The following is a 20,467-nucleotide window of genomic DNA, read 5'->3' as shown; positions in this document are numbered from 1 at the left end:
CGGTCAGGCCGCCTGCCCGGACGAGGAGCTGCCGGCGCTGCCGCCCTTGTCGGAACCGGATGAGGTCGATTTCTTGTCGTCCTTCTTGTCCTTTGCTCCCGACTTCCCTTCCGGCTTCGATTCCTTCTTGGCGTCACCGGCCAGGTTGCGCTTGTTGTCTTTCTTGAAATCGGTCTCGTACCAGCCGCCGCCCTTGAGCCGGAAGCCGGCGGCGGAAATCAGCTTGGTCAGCTCGGGACGACCGCATTCGGGGCAGTCGACCAGGGGCAGGTCGGCAATCTTCTGAAGTTTTTCCAGTTCGTGCCCGCACGACTTGCAGCGGTATTCGTAAATCGGCATTGTTCCAAATCCCCGTCGGAATCCTGTGGTGATGCGTATTGTGGGGGTGGCGAACGCGGTTTTCGAGCCCCCGGCCGCACATTATGCGGTGTTGGGAGACCGCCTGAAAGCTCCTTCCAATCCGCTATGATTGGCGTATGCCGTTGGCCGCACACGAATCTACAGACCTCGAAACGCTGTTCGAGGGTTTCACACCCAGGCGTTGGCCGGTGATCGCCGAAAGCAACCAGGGCACGATCGTGCGGGTGCAAACCGGCGATATCGACCTGGCCGTCAAGACCCCGCGCGGCCACGGTATCGCCTGGCATGCACGCCGTTTCTCGCTCAGGCGCGAGTACCGGGCCTATCGCCGGATCGAGGGTCTCGAGGGCTTTCCGCGCTGCCTGGGGCTGTTCGGCGGCTGTCACCTGGCCATCGAATACGTCGACGGCGCCCTGCTCCGCCACGCCAGACCCGCCGACCCGGAACGATTCTTCGACCAACTCAGGCAGACCATCAAGGCCATGCACGAGCGCGGCGTGGCCCACGGCGACCTCAAGAGCCGTCAGAATGTCCTGGTCGCCAGCGACGGGCGACCGGTCATCATCGACCTGGGTACGGCCCTGGTTCGCAAGCCCGGCTGGCACCCGTTCAATCACTGGCTGTTCGACTACCTGCGCCAGATCGACCTCAACGGCTGGGTCAAGCTCAAGTACGGCAGCTACGACCGCGTTGACGAACTCGACCGTCACCTGGTGCGGCGATCGCGCATCGAGCGCATCAACAACTGGGCGCGACGCCGCGGTTTATGAGCCTGAAAGCTTTCGCAGCCCTTCCTCGATACTGATTGTCGCTTCATAGCCCAGGTCCCGCTTCGCCGCCGAGATATCGAACCAGTGCGCCGTGGCCAGGTGTTCGACGACGAATCGCGACAGTGGCGGATCGCTGCGTCGGCGCGTGGCACGCCACCACCACTCCACGAGGGTCGCCGCAACCATGGCGATTCGCAACGACACCCGGTCGAGCTGCGGGGTCTCGCCGGCGGCCTCGAGCATCATCGACAGCATCTCGCCGACCGGTTTCGGCTCACCGTTGGAGATGAAGTAGGCCTTGCCGGCCGCCGTGCCCGGGCCGGAGAGATTGTCCAGCGCCAGCACATGTGCCCGGGCGGCGTTGTCGATATAGACCGTGTCGATCAGTTTCTCCGGGGCGGGCAGCTTGAGCCGACCGGCGCGGTTCTTCTCGATCAGGCGCGGCAGCAACTGGTTGTCACCCGGGCCCCAGATCAGGTGGGGGCGCAGCGCGCATACCTTCAGGTCGGCGCCACTGGCGGCCAGGGCCAGGCGCTCGGCTTCCGCCTTGGTGGCCGGATACGGTGCCGGGAAATGATCCGGATAAGGCAGCGACTCGTCGCCGCCGTCGATATCCTCGCCGGCGTGAACAACGCTGGGCGAAGACGTATGCACGAGGTAGCGGACACCGTGATGTCGACAGGCGTCGATGACATTGCCGGTTCCCACCACGTTGGCCGCCACGAAATCCGGCGCATACAGCCCCGGCCCCGCCTTGGCGGCGACATGAATCACCGCGTCCACGCCATCAACGGCCGCCATCACCGCTTCGCGATCGGCAATATCGCCGCGATGACAAGTCACGCCCAGCTCCGCCAGCTCCGGATAGTCCGAGCGGTTGATGGTGGACACCGAGTCGCCGCGATCGACGAGTTGCCGGACGATCGCCTGGCCCAGAAATCCACCACCACCCGTGACCAGAATTCGCATCGGAGAGGCTTCGTTCATGGGAAGGAGTCTCGAGTGTAAAGTGTGAAGTGTAAAGTGTGAAGGAATTCCACGCCCCACCTTCACACTTCACACTGAACACTTCACACTCCCTACCTTCTGGCAATCCGCTACACTCGCCCCCACATCCACCCACTGGCAAGCAACCAGCTCAAGCACCCATGGCCCAGTACGTCTACACCATGCACCGCGTCTCCAAGGTGGTGCCGCCCAACCGCACCCTGATCAAGGACGTGTCCCTGTCGTTTTTCCCTGGCGCCAAGATCGGCGTGCTCGGTCTCAACGGTGCGGGCAAGTCCACCGTGCTGCGCATCATGGCCGGCGTCGACAAGGAATTCGACGGCGAGGCGCGACCGCAGCCGGGTATTCGCATCGGCTACCTGCCGCAGGAACCGGAGCTGCCCGAAGACCAGACCGTGCGCGAGGCCGTGATGGACGGCGTGGGCGAATTGCGCGACATGCTGGTGCGCTTCGAGGAGATCTCGGAAAAGTTCGCCGAGCCGATGAGCGACGACGAGATGACCGATCTGCTGGCCGAGCAGGCCGAGCTGCAGGACAAGATCGACTCGGCCGGCGGCTGGGAAATCGAGCGTACCCTGGAAGTCGCCGCGGACGCCCTGCGCCTGCCCGAATGGGATTCGAAGATCGAGCTGCTCTCCGGCGGCGAACGCCGCCGCGTGGCCCTGTGCCGCCTGCTGCTGTCGAAGCCCGACATGCTGCTGCTCGACGAGCCCACCAACCATCTCGACGCCGAGTCGGTAGCTTGGCTTGAGCGCTATCTCGACGAGTTTTCCGGCACCGTCATGGCCGTGACCCATGACCGCTACTTCCTCGACAACGTGGCCGGCTGGATCCTCGAGATGGACCGCGGCCACGGCATTCCGTTCGAGGGCAACTACTCGGCCTGGCTGGAGCAGAAGGAAGCGCGCCTGGCCGTGGAGGAAAAACAGGAGCAGGCCCGCCAGAAGGAGATCAAGCACGAGCTCGAATGGGTGCGCTCCAACCAGAAAGGCCGCCAGGCCAAGTCCAAGGCCCGCCTGAAGCAGTTCGAGGAGCTCAATTCGAAAGAGGTCCAGAAACGCAACGAAACACAGCAGATCTACATTCCGCCGGGCCCACGCCTGGGCGACAAGGTGATCGAAGTCGACGGCCTCTACAAGGGCTACGACGACCGCCTGCTGATCGAAGACCTGAGTTTCAAGGTGCCGCCGGGCGCGATTGTCGGCATCATCGGCGGCAACGGCGCCGGCAAGACCACGCTGTTCCGCATGATTTCCGGCCAGGAAGAGCCCGACCGAGGCACGATCGAGGTCGGCGAAACCGTCGAGCTGGGGTATGTCGATCAGAAGCGCGACAGCCTCAAGGACGACCGCCAGGTCTGGGAGGAAATCTCGAACGGCGCCGACGAGATCCACGTCGGCAACTACCGCATCCCGGCCCGCGCCTACGCCAGCCGCTTCAACTTCAAGGGGGCCGAGCAGCAAAAGCGCATCGGCCAACTCTCGGGCGGCGAGCGCAACCGCGTCCACCTGGCCAAGGTGCTGCACTCCGGCGCCAACGTACTCATGCTCGACGAACCGACCAACGACCTCGACGTCGAGACCCTGCGCGCCCTGGAAGAAGCCCTGCTGGCCTTCCCCGGCTGCGTGCTGGTCACCTCGCATGACCGCTGGTTCCTTGACCGCATCGCCACCCATGTACTGGCCTTCGAGGGCGACTCGCACGTCGAATGGTTCGAGGGCAACTTCACCGACTACGAAAAAGACCTCAAGAAAAGGCGCGGGGACCAGGCCGGCCCGCATCGGTTGAAGTACAAGCGGCTCAAGACCTGAGCCTGGTCCAGCGAGCGCACCGGCATGCTGGTCAATACCCGCGTCCTGCACGGCCCGCCAACCGGTGTTCAGCGCTACGTCTCCGAGGTGCTGGCCGCCTGGCCCGGCACACCGCCCAAGCGGGTTGCCCCGGCGTCCATCGTGGCCCGGGGTATCGCCGGTCATGCGTGGGAGCAGTGTGTGCTGCCGGTCCGGCTTGGCCGGGGGCAGTTACTCTGGTCGCCGGTACACTCCGGACCGCTGGCCTGTCGCAACCAGGTTGTCACGGTCCACGACGTCATCCCGCTCGATCACCCCGAGTGGCTCAACCGACGGTTCGCGCGCTGGTACCGCTTCATGCTGCCCCGGCTGGCGCGGCGGGCAAGGCACCTGATCGCCATTTCGGATTTCACGAAGAAGCGGCTCATGGCGACCTGCGACGTCGAGGCCGAGCGCGTCACGGTGATCGCCAACGGCGTCAGCGACCGGTTCAGGCCGGGGCAGCCAGGGGAGATCGAGCGGGTGCGCTCCAGACTGGTTCCGGGCCGGCAGCGCTACGTACTGGCCGTGGGATCGCTCGAGCCGAGAAAGAACCTTTCACGCCTGCTTGAAGCATGGCAGCAGGCACTGCCCGATCTGGATGAGGATCTCGTTCTGGTCATTGCCGGGGCGCCCGGCGCCTCGAGCGTGTTCGCCGAATCCGGGCCGAACCGCTGGCCGGACAGGGTGGTGGCACTCGGGCACGTGGATGACCGCGACCTCCCCGGGCTCTACGCCGGGGCCGAGTGGAGCCTGTGCGTCTCGCTCTACGAGGGCTTCGGTCTGCCGCCGTTGGAGTCGATGGCCTGCGGCACGCCGGTCATCGTCAGCGACATCCCCGTTTTCAGGGAAGTTGTCGGTGCTGCGGGCCTTACCGTCGATCCACTGGAGAGTACATCGATTGCCGTTCAGCTCCGGCGTGCCCTCGCATCCCCGCAGCTGCGTGAAGAGATCTCCGTGAAGGGTCTGGCGCGGAGCAAACCGTTTTCCTGGCAACGGACCGCTCAGGCCACCAGCGAGTTGCTCAGCCGCTTCGCTTGAAGCGCCGCAAGCCTTCGAGTGTTCCCTGCCAGACGGCTCGCGCCGCGCTCCAGCGCCCGGCCACAAGCCGCCGGACGACTCTCAGCGAGGATCCCGAAACGATCGCCGGCCAGCCGCCCAGGGGACCGTGGCGGGAGAAATAGCCTACGGCCGATGCGTTGATCAGCCGGTCCTTGCGAGCACCCTCGCCGCCTACCGAGGCGGACTGACGGTGCCATACCACGGCCGACTCGGCCACTTGGATGGACCAGCCCGCTGCCTCGAGACGTCGGCACAGGTCCGCATCTTCCCAATACATGAAAAACCCGGCATCGAATACCCCCACTTCCTCGAGCGCCCGGCAGTTGAGCAGCATGCTGGCACCGGTGATGTAATCGGGCCGCCTGCCGCGACGGCGAATATGGGAGGAACGACCCAGCCAGTGGTTGACGGTGCCGCCGCCGATGGCCAGCACGTCACCGGGATGGTCCAGATCGAGGATGCAGGTGCCGATCACGCCCGCCCCGGGATGGCGGTCGGCATGCTCGAGCAGATGCGCCAGGGCATCGGAGCGCACTCGCAGGTCATTGTTGACGAGCCAGACCCAGTCGAAGCCTTCCGCGATCAGTCGCCCGAGCACGGCGTTCTGTCCTGCGCCGAAACCGAGATTCTCGCGATTGCACACCAGTTCGGCATCCGGAAATGCCTCCCGGATGACAGCCACCGAATCATCCGCCGACGCATTGTCGATGACGACGACTTCGGCCGGCGACGGGTCGAGCTGCGCAAGGGATTCCAGGCAGGCGACGGTATCCTCGGCGCCGTGGTAGTTGAGCACGACGACGGCGATTCTTGCCTGCTCGCCGGGTGTCGTCATGCCGCTGGACCCCCGTGACCGAGCAGGTCGTCCAGGGCGCGCGAGACCCGCTCTGGCATGGGGCGCTCAACGACCCGGGCAAGTTCGGAAAGGTGCTCCGGATTGGTCGAACCGACCACGGCGGAAGCAATGCCGGGCTGTTCGAGGACCCAGTTGAGCGCCAGCTGGGCCGGACTCCAGCCCGGCGCCCGGAGCGCTCTTCGCAACTGGCGTCCGGAAGTGAACGTGCGCGGCCCCGTCGCAAGCGCTCGGGCGAGGTACCAGAAGCCACTGGCGCTGGTCAGCCATTTGCGAAGCGGCGGCGCAAACAGCATACGCCCAAGCGGCTCGGCGGCGACAACGCCGACATCGGCAGCCGCCGCAACCCGCGCAAGGGGACGCCCCTGCGGCCGGAGCACCGAGAGGAACGGCATGACGACGTCGAAGATCCCGCTGTCGATTGCTCTTGCGATGGACGCGTCGGAACCATTAACGCCCAGCAAGGCCACCCTGCCGAGATGCCGTTGGCGCTCGAGCGCCGACAGCAGTTCATCGGTCAGTTCTTCCGGCCGCGGGCCATGAAGCTGCAGCAGTGCGACCCGTTCCATCCCCAGGCGGTCGAGGCTTGCGGCCAGCTGGTCGGCGATCGAATCCGGCCTGAAATCCCGGATTCGCCGCCCGCCGGCATCCATCAGCGTGCCGATCTTCGTTGCTACCAGCAATTCATGCGGGTCGAGGCCCAGCTCGCGCACAAGGCGACCGAGTCGTCGCTCCGCCAGACCGCCCGCATACGAGGCGCCGGTATCGTAGAAGTTCACCCCCAGCGTCAGCGCGCGCTCGAGCACCGATCGGGCGCGCTCCTCGGGGAAGCGCGGATGCGCCCAGTAGCTCGCGCAGCCGAAACCGATCGCCGAGATGCGCCGGGTACTCGCGCCCAGCCTCCGTTGGGGCAACAGGCTCATGAAGTGAGTTTACCCTTCCGCATCAGGGGCGATAAGGCCGCGGATTCCAGCCCAGACTCTCACGCGCGGGAGTGTCATCGACCACCAGGTCCATGGCCTGCCGTTCGATCATGGCAGGCCTGATGCCCCTGAGCCGGCCGACCACATGGGCCGCCCGGGTGCCGAGTTTCATGAACCACGCGGGCAGACGCAGAAGACGAACACTGCGGCCTTCCGAGGCGGCCTGCCGGCGAAGCATGTCGGGATAGGCGAGGGACTCGCCGCCGGCCAGCAGCCAGCTACCGGCGCTTTTCGGACCGGAGATCACGCACTCGACGGCCAATCGCGCCAGGTCGTCGGCGTGCACGGGGGCGCGCAGGCCGCGGCCGGCGAAAGGCATGATCGACTTTCGATCGACATACTCTTCAGTGCGGCCGACTTCGGACTCGAGCTGCCCCCCGTAGATCATCGTCGGCTTGAGCAGCGTCAGCACGATGTCGCGCTCGCGGCAGGTGTCGGCCAGCGCTTCCTCGCACTGTGCCAGGGCAGCGATCTGCCGGCGCTCGGCCCGGTCGCTGGATTGTTTCTTGAACAGCGTACCGGCGGTACTGAGCGCGACCACGCGACCCAGACCGATACCCTGCTTGACCTGTGACAGTGCATGGGCGAGCGGCCCGAAGCTCACCAGCGTGCCTGCACGCACATCGGCCGGGCCACGCTCGAGGTCGTGCTGCAGCCAGGTCACATGCGACAAGGCCCTGGCCGGATCGCGGCGGGATATGGCGATGGCGCGGACATTCTGGCCTGCCGTACGATCCAGGAAGCAACGGCCAACGGGCCCGCTGGCGCCGAGCAGCAGGATGATCGCGCCTTCACTCATCGCTGCGTCACCAGGTATACGGGAGTCATGATCACCCCGTGCAGGTGTATGAGCAGCCACCACATCGCACGGCTGAACCATGTCCAGTCGTCACTGCAGTGCTTGTTGAGGTAACGCCACAGGCTCTTGTGCTTGGCCCACATGACCGCCACTGGCCGGCGACGCGAGGAAACCCCGCCGGCATGCGACACGAAGACCGACGGCACCAGGCGAATACGCCAACCGGCCTCACGCAGGCGCGCCATCATGTCGAGATCCTCGAAGTGCATATGGAAACGCGGATCGAATCCGCCGACCTGTTCCAGGGCGGCGGTGCGCACCAGCATGCAGGCTCCCGAGACAGCCTCGACATCGGCGGGCTCGTCCGGCGACGGCTCATGCGTCAGATCGATACCGTTGACGTGGCTGAATGGCAGGACCTCGGACAGGACCTGGCGCCGGGTTGGCAGGCGACGGCGGCTGCCGCGCTGCTCGACACCGCGCATGTCGAACACCCGCCCGGAGACCAGGGCGACGTCGGGGTTCCGATCCAGCTCCTCGACCAGCCGGGCCAGGGAGGCCGGGACCAGCAGGCAGTCCGGGTTGATGATCAGCAGGTAGTCGGTGCGCACCGAACGCAGGGCCTGGTTGACCCCGCGTCCGAAGCCGAGATTGCGGTGGGCCCGCCGCAGTGTGATGGCGGGCAAGGCCGGCAGGACATCGGTACTGCCGTCCTCCGACGCATTGTCGATGACGATCACGTCCGGCGTGGTGCCGCCGCGGCCGCGGAGATTCTCGATGCAACGCGCCAGCCAGCGGCCGGAGTTGTAATTGACGATCACCGCGGTAACGCGCGAGAGCTCACTACCTGCAGCAGTCATGATCGGTCGAGAATCCTGCGCCACCACGGCCGGGCCAGCCGGGCCCGGAGGCGTTCGATTTCCGCCTCGCGCTCGGCCAGAAGGTGGCCGGCACGAATATGCCTGGCCACTTCTTCGTCGTAGTGTCGGTAAACCGATTCGCCGCGATCGCCATAGAGCGACAGGCCCGGCACCGTCGGCAGCGAAGCGGTCTCGGCGGCCGCCACCACGATGTAGTACAACGGCGGATATTCCGGCGTGTCCGCAACACCCACGCTACCGTCATCATCGGTCAGGAACTGCCGCCCCCCGCCGTTGCCCAGATCCCACAGGGCGGAGACGAACATCAACTTCTGTCCATACAGGCGATAGGCCGGAAAGGTCGCGGAGATCAGCGACTCGAGTTCATCCCGGTAAAGCTCGCGTACGTGAAAGGGATTGTCATAGCCGGTCTCGTCGCTGTAGGTCTTGCGATCGGGCGAGGAGATGATCAGGAAGCCGTCGGGGCGCAGAACGCGACGAAACTCGGCCAGCAGGGTTTCCTGGGCCTCGAGATGTTCGAGTGTTTCGAATGACACGACGACATCGAAGCTATCGTCGCCGAAAGGCAGCCTGGTGGCGTCCGCCTGGTCAAACCGGAGATTGTCGCCGCGGTACCGTTCGCGCGCGTGCGCCACGGCCTCTTCGCCGATATCCACGCCCACGACCGACTTCGCCCTGGCCGCCAGCAGGCGGCTGCCGTAGCCTTCGCCACAGGCCGCGTCAAGCACTTCGGCACCGTCCACCAGCTCGGTCGCCCAGGCGTATCGGTGCCAGTGCTCGTAGGCCATTTCGCGCACGCACTCGGGCGTGAAGCGCTCGCCGGTGAATTCGAGGGGCTCGGGGTCGGACATTCTTCGAACGTTGATCGGTCGCGGGTGCCAGTTTAACCCGGTCGGTTGGCTGTGGTCTGTGTGTCGTTTTGTCGTTTCGACTGGCTACTGAGCAACGGGCACACCGCACGAGATCCCGGGATAACGCCTTCGGCGTTTCCGGGACGACACTATTGCGACGGGTTGGATTTTCGAAAGGCTTCGACAATCCTTTGCCGCCGCTCGGCCATCGGATCGGCCTCGATGAAAGCGCTTACGCGGTCCATGTAGTCGGGATATCGCGAGAGCAGGATCTCCATCGCCTCACCACCCGGCTTGAGACCCAGGGGACCGAAGCTGGCGCCGCCCTCGTGTGCAACAAAGGCGTCGTCGCAGATCACGTGGCGCCACCCCGCACTGGCAGCGCGCATGCACCAGTCATTTTCCTCGCCATAGCCACGGCCGTAAGCCGCTTCGTCGAACAGGCCGATAGCGTCGATGGCCTGCCGTCGCAGGTACATGCAGAATCCCACGGCGGTGGGCACATCGATGTAGACCGGCGGGCCGGCGTCCCGGCAGGCTCTTGCCCAACGCTCGGGCGAGGCCGGCCAGGGATTCGGCCGGCAGAAATCCGGGATCGAGGCGATCTCGCCATTGTTGGTCAGCGGCGTCACGGACGCGATGGTCGGGTCGGATTGGGCACAGCGCTCGATCGCCTCCAGCCACCCCGATGTCACGCAGGTATCCGCATTGAGGAGGATCACGTCCTGCCCCGCAGCCAGGGTCATACCCAGATTGGCGCTGGCGACGAAGCCGAGATTAGTTTCGTTGCGGACCCGCGTCCAGTTCCTGGGCTGTTCGTCGAGCAGGTCCGGTATTTCGGGGTCAGTGGATGCATCGTCGATAACGATCACCGGCTGTCGCGTCTCAATCGTTTCGGCCAGCGATGACAGGCAGCGATGCACTGCTTCGGGCGCATTGAAAACCGGGACGACGATCGCGGTCACGGCTGTCGCCACTCGTGCTGCAGCCGGACGAGACCGAGTTCGCGGCTACGGCCTGTGACGGTGAAACTCTGTTCCATCGTGTCGCACACGCGCAGGCCTTCCGGGTCCATGGCGTGAGCACGGAGGGTGTAGCCTCCGGGGAGCAGGGGCAAGTCCGGAAACCGCAGGATAACGACCCAGCATTGGTCTCCAATCGGGGTTGCCTCGATATCATCGTGGTCGGTAGCCACACCGTAAACCGGTGTTCCGTCGGCACGAACGATGCCGAACAGGGCCTCCGGCGGTCGGCCGTCGGGCGCGACCAGTTCCAGCCGCACCTCCAGGGAATCGCCTGCGGCCAGCATTGGATTGCTTGTGTCGTGCTCGGCAACCGTCATGGACTGAATGCGGTAGGGGGCATCCGGGTTGCTTCCCGCCCGGCTGCCGGCATCCTGTGCATCCTTTCGCTCGTGCCAGGCCAGATAGGACTGGGTTACGTCGAAAACATCGCCGTACATGGCCACTCGGCCTTCGTCGAGCCACAGCGCATGGCGACAGAGTTTCTGAACCTGGTACATGCTGTGGGACACCATCAGCATGGTGCCGCCGTCGGCCAGGTAGCCCTCGATCCAGCGAATGCACTTTTTCTGGAAACTCTCGTCACCGACGGCGAGGACTTCATCGGTAATCAGCAGATCCGGCTTGACCGAGGCGACCACGGCGAAACCCAATCGGACGACCATGCCGGAAGAGTAGTGCTTGACCGGCTCGTGAACGGATTCGCCGATATCGGCAAACGCCAGAATATCGTCGAGTCTCTCGTCCACCTGACGTCGCGACAGCCCGAGAAAGGCCGCGTTCATGCGCAGGTTCTCCAGGCCGGTGTATTCGGGATCGAATCCGGCGCCCAGCTCCAGCAGCGCGGCCACGCTGCCGTTTTGCTCGATATTTCCGGTCGTCGGCGCCAGGACACCGGTAATGATCTTCAGTAATGTGGACTTTCCGGCGCCATTGGACCCGATCAGGGCAAGGGACTCTCCCGGAATGACCTCGAAGCTGACGTCGTCGATCACGCGGGTGCCGCCTTCAGCCTCACCCCGCCACAGAAGCTGCCAGAAGGCGCGAAAACGCTCTGCCGAGTGAACGGTCGGCGGGTATCGCTTGGAAACGTTTGCCAGGCTCAGAAGCGGCCGAGTCACAGGAAATCCTCGAAGTACGGGCTCAGGCGACGAAAGATGCGGTGACCGGCCCATGCCACCGCGAGGCTGCCGAGAAACATGACCAGCGCCGGCCATCCGGGTACTGGCTCAGCATGCAGCATTCCGCCCCGTATCTCGCCCATCCACCAGGTCAACGGATTCAGATCCAGCCAGACGGCGAGTTCGCTTGGCAGGAGCGATGGCGCATAGAGGATCGGCGTGAGAAAGAACCAGAACATGAACACCGTCGGCAGGGCCTGCTCGAGGTCGCGCACGTAAACCTGGATGGCGGACAAACCCAGAGCCAGTCCGGTAGTGAGTATGTAAAGGCTGATCAGGGCAAGCAGCAGCCTGGGGAGCCCTGACCAGCTCAGGTCGATGCCCAGGGCGATCAGCACGAGAAAAACGGCCAGGTAGCCGGCCAGATGAAGCAGGAAGACCGCCGACACCGAGGCGAGCACCAGTAATTCCCGGGGCAGTGAAACCTTGGATATCAGGGCGGCGTGCTCGAGGATCGACTGGGAGCCGCGTAGCACCCCCTCGGAGAACATCAGCCAGGGCCAGAGGGCGACGGCCAGCCAGGCGACGAAGGGCATGTCCAGGCCGGGTGGAACCCGGGCCTGGAAAATCACGCCGAAAACGAAGGAGTAAACCGCAAGCAACAACAGCGGATTGAGAATCAGCCAAACCCAGCCGCTTGCGCTTCCGATGAACCTCGACCGAATTTCCCGTCGGACAAGAGAATTGAACAAAGGAAACATACCGGTGACCTGGACGGCTACCGGTTGTGATTCACTAACCACGCATTATTCGCTGCGACTGTTTAGGGTCTCTATGACCGTGTCCCACTCTTCCGACTCCGGAACGTCATACCGCTCCAACAGGGACTTTGCGGCTCCATCAGTCAATTGTAAGGACTGACCCACCAAACGGCCAAGGTAACGGTCGTGAACACGCTGGCGATGTTTTCGCCTTACAACTTCAACAATCTCTTCTTTAACTTCATCGAATGGGATAAGTTCTCCACCTTCATGCATTTTATCCAATCGCATCAAGGTAATTCCCCAGTCGGTACGAACGGGCTGACTGACCTCACCTTCCTCTAAGCTAAAAAGTGCCGTTGCAAACAGAGAGTCAAGTTGATCCCTGGGCACCTTTCGATGCTTGCCATTGTTTTCCGATAGATCCGGGGCCGCCGAGTGTTTCTTCACCAATGAATCGAACTCAGTCCCCTGCTCATATTGTTCATATATGTCATCTGCAATTTCCTTGGCCTCCGATACCTTTCTTTTCGATGTATCCAGAACAAGGTAAGTAAAATCTGCAGCGACAGACTGCCGGTATTGCTCCTGATTCTTCTTGTAGTGTTCCCGAGCAAGTTGAGTATAGTCGTCCAATTTCGCCTCTTGCCAAACATGTTCCGTTTGTCTTTCAGCCAAATATACGTACACAGCCTGCAGAAGGTGGGAATTAATCGCATCATCCTCGAGCGCGCCCCTTTGAATCGCTTCCTGCGCTAGCAGTCGGGAGAGCACCAGCTCATCTAGCGCCTTGCCGATGCGGTCAGAACTCATCAAAAAGGGGATACGATCCGGCTCCGGGATCCTATTCAGGAACGCATCCAAATCGGCTTGCGTTACAACGGCTTTACCTTTTTTGGCAAAAACAGGCGATTCCTGCGTCAGAACGACTTCACGCTCATGAATCGAGCCTGTGCCGGAGTCTTGTGCTTGAATTGACTCGCTTACCAATGCAAGGATAAAAATGACAAGGAAATTAACTGCTTTCAGAAGATGCATAGCTTACCTGCTTAGAGAAAATTGTTATTCAAGCCCTTTCCGTGCTTACGGAAATCGGCCGGAACGCTGACTGCACTTGGCATTGCGCGCAAGGAAACCTTTGGTTTTAACATCTGGACAGTAGCGATCTTAGGTTAATGAAAACGCCCTAGCCCGGGGAGAGGGTAACCCCGAGCGAGGGCGTTCATTAGTGCTCTAGCTTTTATGGGTCAAAGGTTACCTGGCAACCGTCGGTATACTCAGAGCAATTTGCATAATAGAAGTCACCCTGATACTTAACACCGTAGAAAAAGTTGAGGTAATAGTCCGTATTCGGCTTCAAGGAACACCTGTCGAAATTGAAGTTCTGCGGAGTATTCAATTGTTTTCCAAGCATACAGCCTTCGTCTTCAACAGTTGTACTAAAGTCGCCGGAGCACTCTGAGATACTAATGGTTATTGAACCCGCTTTACTGGCGCCTGCAAAGGTCCCGTTAAAAATCGTACTGATTTCCATCTCAGACGCTTCGCTGCTATTGAATTTCAGCGACCCGTAGCGGTTGGTCTTGAGCTTTAACGTTTCCTTATTACCGTTTGCAAAAGCGTCACTAAACAGTGACTTCCACGACGTGAAGCTGGAACTCAGATTCTTGCACGTGCCCGTTGACTTATCACAGAGAATTCTGGATTGAAGCTTGAAATCCGCTGGCGGGGCACGGTCTCCAGTGCAAGCTACGATTTCGGAGCCACCATCGTCTTCTTCTGCAGCCTTAATAGCTATTGTGACGCTTGAGGTATCGCTACCCGCTGGGTTTTCGCATGTCAAAGTAAGTGTCTTGGTGGCGTCAGGCTCGCTGTTCGGGACCGTCAGGGTAGCACTACCAGAGGTTGGATCACTCACTGACCATTGCGATGCAAGGTAACCACTGGTCGAACAACTGGTAGCATTTGATGTACGCCACGTTAGAGTAAAGCTATCCCCAGCCGTCACGGTGCTGTCATTGGAATAGAACTGGTCAATTGTAGGCGACTCTTCGACTGGCTCTGAGCCACCGTCATCCTGTACAACTGAAAACGATATATTTTCAACTATTGAATTTGCGTCATTGTCTTCACATCGTATTCCGAGGTTATGCGAACCCGTTTCCAGCTCGACAACGTAATCGGTCCACCCTGATGTGTTGAGGTTAGACTGAGCTGTCCATTGAACGTCGGTCGAAGTTGGCGCACATTGACTTGCTCCTTCAGCGGCCCAAATCACACGAATGGAATCGCCCACAGTTACAGCGTCGTCTCCGGTTATAAAAATTGGTATTGAAAGTTCAGGCTCGCCAATGCGGTCGGGATATTTTGCCACAGCTCTCAGGTCACCTCCGGACTGCAATTTAACTACACTTCCGTCGGCCAATTCTATCCTTTCAACGGTCTGGCCAGTCCCGTCAACAAATTCGATCAATTGCTGGCCAAATACAGATTGAGCAGTGACTGCGAGGCCGACTGCCAACAATGCGCTTAAGGCAACTTTGTGCTGGAGAATTTTGGGAATCATTGGTGCGTCTCTGGCCTATCTCAGTGTCTGAGTAAAAGGAAGGAAATTTCGCGTTTTTTTATTTTCTAAAAATATTGCCGTATTGCTGTAAATACTGGGACCTCAATCGTAACAGCCAGTTCCTTAAAGCAATGTTACCGCCAACTAAAGAAAAGGGCCACCCAGTAGGTGGCCCTTTCAAGACAATTTGCCAACTCATCGGCATTAACGCTGCCGAAGTTTGATGCAAATCACGTCTTAGTCGGACGTTACAGTCACGTCCCTCGTGCCCCGATGGCGGTACGTACCACCATAGTTGGCCCGAACGGAATCACCTGAGTCATCGGTCAACGTGCCGTTGGTGTACGTCGTGGCCTGGAAGCCCATGACCGGAAGACCTGCGTAACGAACGGTTTCTTGAGTGTTCGCATCGGTACCGGGCCGGCTGACCTGACCGTTGTCAAAGTCAAACTGCACCCAGCCCGAATCGTAGCCCAATGCCTCATTGTCGATGTTCGTGTAACGCGGGAACAGCGACGGAATGAGACCAGCCGGCTCACCGAAGATTTCGGTCGTGCTCGGCGAGCCATCTCCAAAGCGGACAACGTTGGTTTCACCACACAGACGGAACGTTGGAGCCTGCTGTTCCGGCGGACGCGGCGAAACGATTGGGCCTCGCTCATCCACAGTAGGCTCGTTCTCTTCGCGGTCCCAAATGCTATCCGAAACGGTTTCGCAGCCCAGGAACGGAGCCCAACGGCGCCAACCGAACTGGAACTGATTGTAGCCCAGGAACGGCGGAATACTGTTTGAGAAATTGGGAGGGCTCAGTGCGTCGCCTTCCGGAGCCTTGTCAGCATAAAAGGACTTGGTCGGGAATGTAACCACCCACTCGGTGTTCGAGGCAGTGCCACCACCAGTGACGTACTCGTTCATGATGGCGTCCTGCATGATGGTCGCACTGACAGCCTCAAACGGCTCGCCCCAGTTAACCTGCTGCGCGGACTGTGAACCAGACAGGAACACCGAGCTGCTCGTCGTGCCCTGGTTCAGGTTCGGAGCGAGATCACCCGGATCCGTGTGGGTAACTGCAGTTGTCCAGTTGTCCAGTGCCAGCGCGTCATAGCTCAGCAGCGTCCCTTTCTGGACGTTGATGATGGAGCCGCTACCGAACAGGCCGCCGGCGGGAGCCAGCATGTCGTTTTCGTCATCCTCGATCCAGCTTCCGGCGCCGCCGGTCCAGCCATCAATCAAAGCGCCACAGACGGGGTGGTCTTCATCTAGCTCAACTTCGCCGCCGACGAGCGCGCTTCCCGGGGGAACGCCCTCGCTGTGCTTGATGGCGTCGTGATAGCCAATTGCACCTTCAGAGTCGACTTCGCCCATCTCGATGACTTCGATATAACCGGATGCCGTGCGTTCGACCTGCTGAAACTCCGCGCTCAGATAGTCGTTCCAGGTTTCAGTATCGAGGATATCCAGCACGTCCTCCTGGATCCCTTCCGGGTCCCTGGCGTCGCTGGCGCTACCGGTGTAGGCAAAAGTCAGGAATTCTTGCTCACCGTCGCGATCGCCTACCAGGTAGGGCACGGTGCAGGTGGTGTCATTAACCAACAGCTTGCCGCCGCCATCTTCGGTAGCGGTCACACCTGCTACCCAGACGTCATACGGGGACATGTAGATGTTGAAGTCAAGCACTTCGCGAGAGTTCAAGCCTTCAAGGAAGCGAATCTTCACTGCCTTGGAGTTCTCGCTGGTATTCACGATGGAAACGAGCGTATCGTTTCCGCCGCGTGCGGTGTAGTACGGATACAGCAGAACCTGACCCAGGCCTTCGGGATTGACGTTGACCGCATTGGCCACGCTCGCCATCCCCGCAACGCCTGTCAGACCCGCCAGAACCGCGGTCGTCAAGGTATTTCTTTTCATTACAACACTCCTAAAGTTGTTGGACACAGGGCTCTGTGTGAACTCTATCGGGAAGCGCAAGCGATACGCCCGCGCACTCCCGGCGAGTCCAATTCTATGCTAACCCAGTCGGGCTTGTAAAGCAATCACTCTTCTGCATACCACCATTGACCGTCCAATTTAAGCCATTCCTCACTGACGACTTTGCTCAGTTTGACGCTTCTCTGGCCCTGGGGAGCGGAGGGCGCATCGTATTCAACCCACACCCGGACGGTGCAGCGATCTTCCTGACAATCGGCACCCCGAACCTCCGCATCAAGCCAGCGAACCGGTCGTCGCCGAATATCATAATCGAAATCGGGCTGTGGATAAGTATCCCGAAACCCTGGGGTGTAGTAGTTCCAGGCGGTTTTCCCATCTTTATCAACCAGAGCATCCCACCGCGCTTGAGCGCGATCGCTGACCCGCTCATGGTCGGGCAAGTCCGGCCCAGAGCAGGCAGCAATTGCCCCCAAAGCGGATACGACAACCAGAATCACCGCCGACCTGCAAAGTGTCGTTTTCATCATGCCTTCAATTCTCCATTTTCATTGTGAATTCTGTGCCCGATACCGTTGATCAAGGCAAGGCGCCTCCCCCGAAAAGATCCCACGGGCCGCCGATAACGCAGGAAATCTTGTGAAGCACCCCGACCTCGATCATGGTGAAGCAGACTCAACTTACTGACTTTGTTCAATAAATTACTCACAACCCTTCTTCATGCATGGGCTTGAGCGCCTCGAACTGGCTCCTGAGCTCATCTGATACCTCCTTGAGCTTCTCAGTGGACTCGACAACCGTGGGCGTAATCATCACCAGTGTTTCGGTTCGGGTCAGATTGTCGGTGGTGCTGCGAAATAAGCCACCAAGCAATGGGATTCGCTGCAAGCCAGGCACGCCGGACTTCGATTCGCGCGTTCGCTCCTCGATCAGACCTCCCAGCATGATCGTCTGACCCGATTGTACGGCGACTTCAGTCTGAACCGTACGGGTATCGACCGGCGGGTTGGAGCCCTCACCGGACGGCGAACCGGGGGAGGAGACTTCTTGCCGAATCTTGAGATAGACCAGCCCTCCGGGATTAACCCGGGGCGTGACCTCAAGAATAACCCCCGTATTCAGGTACTGAACACTCCCGAAACGGCTGCCCTCCCCGCTGGAGCCGCCAATGAAACTAGTCGACTGCACCGGAATCTGTTGGCCGACATTGATGCTGGCATCCGAATTGTTGCGCACCATCAGGCTGGGCGAGGAAATGGTTCGGACATCCGATACGGACTCGAGTGCGCTGATGGTGGCAGAAACAAAGTTCCGATCAACCCCGCGACGGGTGATCGTACCCAGCACATTCGCTCCACCTCCGAACTGAATGGCATTTGCCTCACGATCAGGTGCAATACCCTCCGGCAATCCGGGCACGCTGTCATCAGGAGACCCGTTGGCCAGAAACCAGTTGACGCCGTACTGAAGATCGTCGGTAAGATCGACGATGAGAATCTGGGCCTCGATCATGACCTGTAGTGGCTCTTCATCCAGGCGTTCGATTGCTGAGAGAATTCCATCATATTGGCCGGGAGCGGCCTGGATCAGAAGGGAATTCGTCTCCTGTACAGCGGTGATACGGACGTCACCATCCTCGCCCAAGTTCATTCCTCCGGCAGTCGCGCGCTCCCCATCCGACGACCCACGTTCGGAGCTTCCATCTCCATCGCCCCGGGACTGCTGGAAATCGCTCATACTGGACGCCGATGCCCGCTCCATGCCCGGAGCAAGAGAGCCGCCCGACTCCCGCGAGCGGCCACTGCCGCCACCGGTTCCGAAGAGCTCCCCCAAATAGCCCGCTAGAACGTCCGCCTCCAGGTTCTTGACCCGGTAGACGTACAAACGGGAGCCACCCTCCGGGCTGGAACGATCCAGGCGCCTGATCCACTTCTGCGCCTCGTCAAGGTAGTGCTCGTTGGGCGTGATGACCATGATGGCATTGAGTCGCGGCAAGGGCATGAAACGGAACATGCCGGCCAGCGGCGTCTCGCCCTCTTCACCGAACACACCCTCGAGTTCCGGCAACAGCTCATCTACTCCGATTCGCTTGAGCGTAAAAACCCCAACCGACATACCTTCCAGCCAGTCGACGTCGAAGGATTCGATGATCTGCAGGTAATTCCTCAGCTCGAACTGGGTGCCGGCCAGGAAAAGCACGTTACGAGCACTGTCCGCATTGAAAATGGCGTCTTCCTTGACCCAGGGCTCGAGCATCTCGGCCATTTTTCCGGCGGAGATGAACTCCAGTGGCACCGCCAGAACTTCATAACCTTGCGCATTCCTCGCCGAATCCGTCCGCGGCACCAGATTGCCCGCCACCGCACTGGACACGGGTACCACATGGTATTGCCCCTCGCGCCAGATCAGGGTCGCGCCATTCCAGCGCAACAGCATTTCGAGCACGCCCATGACCTGGTCGCGCTTGATCGGCTTGGCGGTTGAAAAGGTAACTTCCCCGCTCACACCCGGCGCGATGATGTAGTTCTCCTCGAACATCTGGCCGAGGATCGCGTGCACGATTTCCTGGATCCCCTGCCCTTCGAAGTTCAGGGTGATTTCACCATCTTCCCCGGGCGGCTCCGTGCGCGGCTTGATCGCACTGTCGTCGATGAACACGCCGGTGCCGGAATAGACCTCGCTTTCGTCGAACTCGGCCTCGGAGTCAACGGCTTCCTCACCGGCACCCAGCTGAAGGCCTTCTCGATCGCCGTCTCTCCCGTCGCGATCAACCGCGCTCTGGCCCGGTTGGAGGCGGGTACCGGTTCCGTCGCTATCCCGCTTCTCCATTGACGAACAGCCGGCCAGCACCAGGCTGGCCAGGAGCAGCGCCGCAAGCGTGGGCCGATTGCGAATGATGTTCTGTCGAATTTGCTCAGCCATCGTTGTCCTGTTGTTGTTGCTGTTGCGCTCGCCGTTCTGCTTCGGCCCTCAACTGGGCCCGGCGTTCAGCGACGCGGCGTCGGATTTCTTCGGCGCGGGCCCGCGCCTCTTCACTGGCCTCTCTTTGAGCACCTTCCTGAGCTGCCTGCCCCCCCTCCGGCTGGCCCTCGGATGCCTGCTCTCGTTGCCGGCTACCATCGTTGGAAGACGCTACCCCCTTGGTGTTGACCTTGAGCTCGAGTTCGGTCTGACGGCCGTCGACGGAGACAAAACTGACATTCCGGGGCTGGATGACATCCAGCTTCCAGGCAGCCTGCTCGCCTTCGAGGCTCATGCCCTCGCGCAGCACGAAAGTCTTCTCGGCCCGTTTGTCGGACACCATGGCCAGCTTCATATCAGGGGTGATCACGATACCGGCGATTTCGGCCTCCAGATCTTCGATCTCCTCGGCCTCCGGTTCCTCCTCGACCATCATTTCCTCTTCGGTCTCTCCGGGCGCGTCGACCACGGGCAGCTGGCGATCGGAAAAGAAAACCGGACGCTCGACGATGGCCGAGTAGGCCGAGAATTCCTGCAACCCGGTCTCCGGCACATCGACCTCGGCATCGGGCGCCTCGGTATTGCCCTGCGGCGCGATGGCGGACAGGTCCGGGCGCCCCATCAGCAGCGCCATGACTCCGCCGGCAAGCACCAGCAAACCGATACCTGCTGTCAGCAATGAAGTCAGAAGATTGCGCTGCAAATCGAACACGC

The 20,467-nt window shown here is 61.0% G+C and carries 19 protein-coding genes; 3 read left to right on the top strand and 16 right to left on the bottom strand.

Going from position 1 to position 20,467, the window contains the following annotated elements:
• Positions 1-3: 3 nt before the first annotated feature.
• Positions 4-339, bottom strand: a complete 336-nt coding sequence (locus ACDC66_RS12370; RefSeq protein WP_376697040.1) for an FmdB family zinc ribbon protein — start codon at positions 337-339, stop codon at positions 4-6.
• Between the two features lie 137 nt (positions 340-476).
• On the opposite strand from ACDC66_RS12370, the gene ACDC66_RS12365 reads away from it, so the two are divergent.
• On the top strand, positions 477-1,130 hold the full coding sequence (locus ACDC66_RS12365) for an RIO1 family regulatory kinase/ATPase domain-containing protein (protein ID WP_376697039.1): 654 nt from the start codon (positions 477-479) through the stop codon (positions 1,128-1,130).
• Here ACDC66_RS12365 and ACDC66_RS12360 read toward each other — a convergent pair.
• On the bottom strand, positions 1,125-2,117 hold the full coding sequence (locus ACDC66_RS12360; protein ID WP_376697038.1) for an NAD-dependent epimerase/dehydratase family protein: 993 nt from the start codon (positions 2,115-2,117) through the stop codon (positions 1,125-1,127). The genes ACDC66_RS12365 and ACDC66_RS12360 overlap by 6 nt on opposite strands.
• Positions 2,118-2,278: 161 nt before the next feature.
• Between ACDC66_RS12360 and ettA the strand changes: the two genes are divergently transcribed.
• Both ettA and ACDC66_RS12350 read left to right on the top strand, forming a co-directional pair.
• Positions 2,279-3,949: an energy-dependent translational throttle protein EttA gene (gene ettA, locus ACDC66_RS12355; RefSeq protein ID WP_376697037.1), complete on the top strand. Its 1,671-nt coding sequence runs from the start codon at positions 2,279-2,281 to the stop codon at positions 3,947-3,949.
• A 24-nt stretch (positions 3,950-3,973) separates the two neighbouring features.
• Positions 3,974-5,008: a glycosyltransferase family 4 protein gene (locus ACDC66_RS12350; RefSeq protein ID WP_376697036.1), complete on the top strand. Its 1,035-nt coding sequence runs from the start codon at positions 3,974-3,976 to the stop codon at positions 5,006-5,008.
• On the opposite strand, the gene ACDC66_RS12345 is transcribed toward ACDC66_RS12350, so the two are convergent.
• The 14 genes from ACDC66_RS12345 to ACDC66_RS12280 all read right to left on the bottom strand — a co-directional run bounded on the left by ACDC66_RS12345 (position 4,992) and on the right by ACDC66_RS12280 (position 20,465).
• Positions 4,992-5,864 (bottom strand): glycosyltransferase family 2 protein, encoded by an 873-nt coding sequence (locus ACDC66_RS12345; protein WP_376697035.1) that lies wholly within the window; start codon positions 5,862-5,864, stop codon positions 4,992-4,994. The two genes, ACDC66_RS12350 and ACDC66_RS12345, sit on opposite strands and share 17 nt — an antisense overlap.
• Positions 5,861-6,805, bottom strand: coding sequence for an aldo/keto reductase (locus tag ACDC66_RS12340; protein ID WP_376697034.1), 945 nt, complete (start codon positions 6,803-6,805; stop codon positions 5,861-5,863). Before ACDC66_RS12340 ends, ACDC66_RS12345 begins: the two co-directional genes overlap by 4 nt.
• A gap of 22 nt (positions 6,806-6,827) precedes the next feature.
• Complete coding sequence (locus ACDC66_RS12335; RefSeq protein WP_376697033.1) at positions 6,828-7,664, bottom strand: SDR family oxidoreductase; 837 nt, start codon at positions 7,662-7,664, stop codon at positions 6,828-6,830.
• Entirely contained in the window at positions 7,661-8,524 is an 864-nt protein-coding gene (locus ACDC66_RS12330; protein WP_376697032.1) for a glycosyltransferase family 2 protein, read from the bottom strand. The genes ACDC66_RS12335 and ACDC66_RS12330 overlap by 4 nt, the downstream gene beginning before the upstream one ends.
• The gene (locus ACDC66_RS12325; protein ID WP_376697031.1) at positions 8,521-9,396 is read right to left on the bottom strand and encodes a class I SAM-dependent methyltransferase; all 876 of its coding nucleotides are present in this window, start codon (positions 9,394-9,396) and stop codon (positions 8,521-8,523) included. The genes ACDC66_RS12330 and ACDC66_RS12325 overlap by 4 nt, the downstream gene beginning before the upstream one ends.
• A 149-nt stretch (positions 9,397-9,545) precedes the next feature.
• Positions 9,546-10,361: a glycosyltransferase family 2 protein gene (locus tag ACDC66_RS12320; RefSeq protein WP_376697030.1), complete on the bottom strand. Its 816-nt coding sequence runs from the start codon at positions 10,359-10,361 to the stop codon at positions 9,546-9,548.
• Entirely contained in the window at positions 10,358-11,539 is a 1,182-nt protein-coding gene (locus ACDC66_RS12315; protein ID WP_376697029.1) for an ABC transporter ATP-binding protein, read from the bottom strand. Before ACDC66_RS12315 ends, ACDC66_RS12320 begins: the two co-directional genes overlap by 4 nt.
• Complete coding sequence (locus ACDC66_RS12310) at positions 11,536-12,300, bottom strand: ABC transporter permease (protein ID WP_376697146.1); 765 nt, start codon at positions 12,298-12,300, stop codon at positions 11,536-11,538. The genes ACDC66_RS12315 and ACDC66_RS12310 overlap by 4 nt, the downstream gene beginning before the upstream one ends.
• Before the next feature lie 45 nt (positions 12,301-12,345).
• Positions 12,346-13,338: a peptidylprolyl isomerase gene (locus ACDC66_RS12305; RefSeq protein WP_376697028.1), complete on the bottom strand. Its 993-nt coding sequence runs from the start codon at positions 13,336-13,338 to the stop codon at positions 12,346-12,348.
• A gap of 202 nt (positions 13,339-13,540) precedes the next feature.
• Positions 13,541-14,866, bottom strand: coding sequence for a hypothetical protein (locus tag ACDC66_RS12300; RefSeq protein WP_376697027.1), 1,326 nt, complete (start codon positions 14,864-14,866; stop codon positions 13,541-13,543).
• Positions 14,867-15,103: 237 nt separating this feature from the next.
• Positions 15,104-16,774 (bottom strand): hypothetical protein, encoded by a 1,671-nt coding sequence (locus tag ACDC66_RS12295; protein WP_376697026.1) that lies wholly within the window; start codon positions 16,772-16,774, stop codon positions 15,104-15,106.
• Positions 16,775-16,899: 125 nt separating this feature from the next.
• Entirely contained in the window at positions 16,900-17,322 is a 423-nt protein-coding gene (locus ACDC66_RS12290) for a hypothetical protein (protein ID WP_376697025.1), read from the bottom strand.
• Between the two features lie 175 nt (positions 17,323-17,497).
• Positions 17,498-19,714 (bottom strand): type II secretion system secretin GspD, encoded by a 2,217-nt coding sequence (gene gspD / locus ACDC66_RS12285; protein WP_376697024.1) that lies wholly within the window; start codon positions 19,712-19,714, stop codon positions 17,498-17,500.
• Positions 19,707-20,465, bottom strand: a complete 759-nt coding sequence (locus tag ACDC66_RS12280) for a hypothetical protein (RefSeq protein WP_376697023.1) — start codon at positions 20,463-20,465, stop codon at positions 19,707-19,709. Before ACDC66_RS12280 ends, gspD begins: the two co-directional genes overlap by 8 nt.
• Positions 20,466-20,467: the final 2 nt, after the last annotated feature.

It is taken from the genome of Wenzhouxiangella psychrophila (genome assembly GCF_042310375.1).
Classification (GTDB): Bacteria; Pseudomonadota; Gammaproteobacteria; order Xanthomonadales; family Wenzhouxiangellaceae; genus Wenzhouxiangella.
Note: the sequence above shows the minus strand (reverse complement) of the source record. Positions and strands in the feature narration are given on the sequence as shown.

Excerpts from the sequence above, each read along its gene's own strand:
- ACDC66_RS12370 (WP_376697040.1), bottom strand. The coding sequence starts at position 339 with ATGCCGATTTACGAATACCGCTGCAAGTCGTGCGGGCACGAACTGGAA.
- ACDC66_RS12365 (WP_376697039.1), top strand. The coding sequence starts at position 477 with ATGCCGTTGGCCGCACACGAATCTACAGACCTCGAAACGCTGTTCGAG.
- ACDC66_RS12360 (WP_376697038.1), bottom strand. The coding sequence starts at position 2,117 with ATGAACGAAGCCTCTCCGATGCGAATTCTGGTCACGGGTGGTGGTGGA.
- ettA (WP_376697037.1), top strand. The coding sequence starts at position 2,279 with ATGGCCCAGTACGTCTACACCATGCACCGCGTCTCCAAGGTGGTGCCG.
- ACDC66_RS12350 (WP_376697036.1), top strand. The coding sequence starts at position 3,974 with ATGCTGGTCAATACCCGCGTCCTGCACGGCCCGCCAACCGGTGTTCAG.
- ACDC66_RS12345 (WP_376697035.1), bottom strand. The coding sequence starts at position 5,864 with ATGACGACACCCGGCGAGCAGGCAAGAATCGCCGTCGTCGTGCTCAAC.
- ACDC66_RS12340 (WP_376697034.1), bottom strand. The coding sequence starts at position 6,805 with ATGAGCCTGTTGCCCCAACGGAGGCTGGGCGCGAGTACCCGGCGCATC.
- ACDC66_RS12335 (WP_376697033.1), bottom strand. The coding sequence starts at position 7,664 with ATGAGTGAAGGCGCGATCATCCTGCTGCTCGGCGCCAGCGGGCCCGTT.
- ACDC66_RS12330 (WP_376697032.1), bottom strand. The coding sequence starts at position 8,524 with ATGACTGCTGCAGGTAGTGAGCTCTCGCGCGTTACCGCGGTGATCGTC.
- ACDC66_RS12325 (WP_376697031.1), bottom strand. The coding sequence starts at position 9,396 with ATGTCCGACCCCGAGCCCCTCGAATTCACCGGCGAGCGCTTCACGCCC.
- ACDC66_RS12310 (WP_376697146.1), bottom strand. The coding sequence starts at position 12,300 with ATGTTTCCTTTGTTCAATTCTCTTGTCCGACGGGAAATTCGGTCGAGG.
- ACDC66_RS12305 (WP_376697028.1), bottom strand. The coding sequence starts at position 13,338 with ATGCATCTTCTGAAAGCAGTTAATTTCCTTGTCATTTTTATCCTTGCA.
- ACDC66_RS12300 (WP_376697027.1), bottom strand. The coding sequence starts at position 14,866 with ATGATTCCCAAAATTCTCCAGCACAAAGTTGCCTTAAGCGCATTGTTG.
- ACDC66_RS12295 (WP_376697026.1), bottom strand. The coding sequence starts at position 16,774 with ATGAAAAGAAATACCTTGACGACCGCGGTTCTGGCGGGTCTGACAGGC.
- ACDC66_RS12290 (WP_376697025.1), bottom strand. The coding sequence starts at position 17,322 with ATGATGAAAACGACACTTTGCAGGTCGGCGGTGATTCTGGTTGTCGTA.
- gspD (WP_376697024.1), bottom strand. The coding sequence starts at position 19,714 with ATGGCTGAGCAAATTCGACAGAACATCATTCGCAATCGGCCCACGCTT.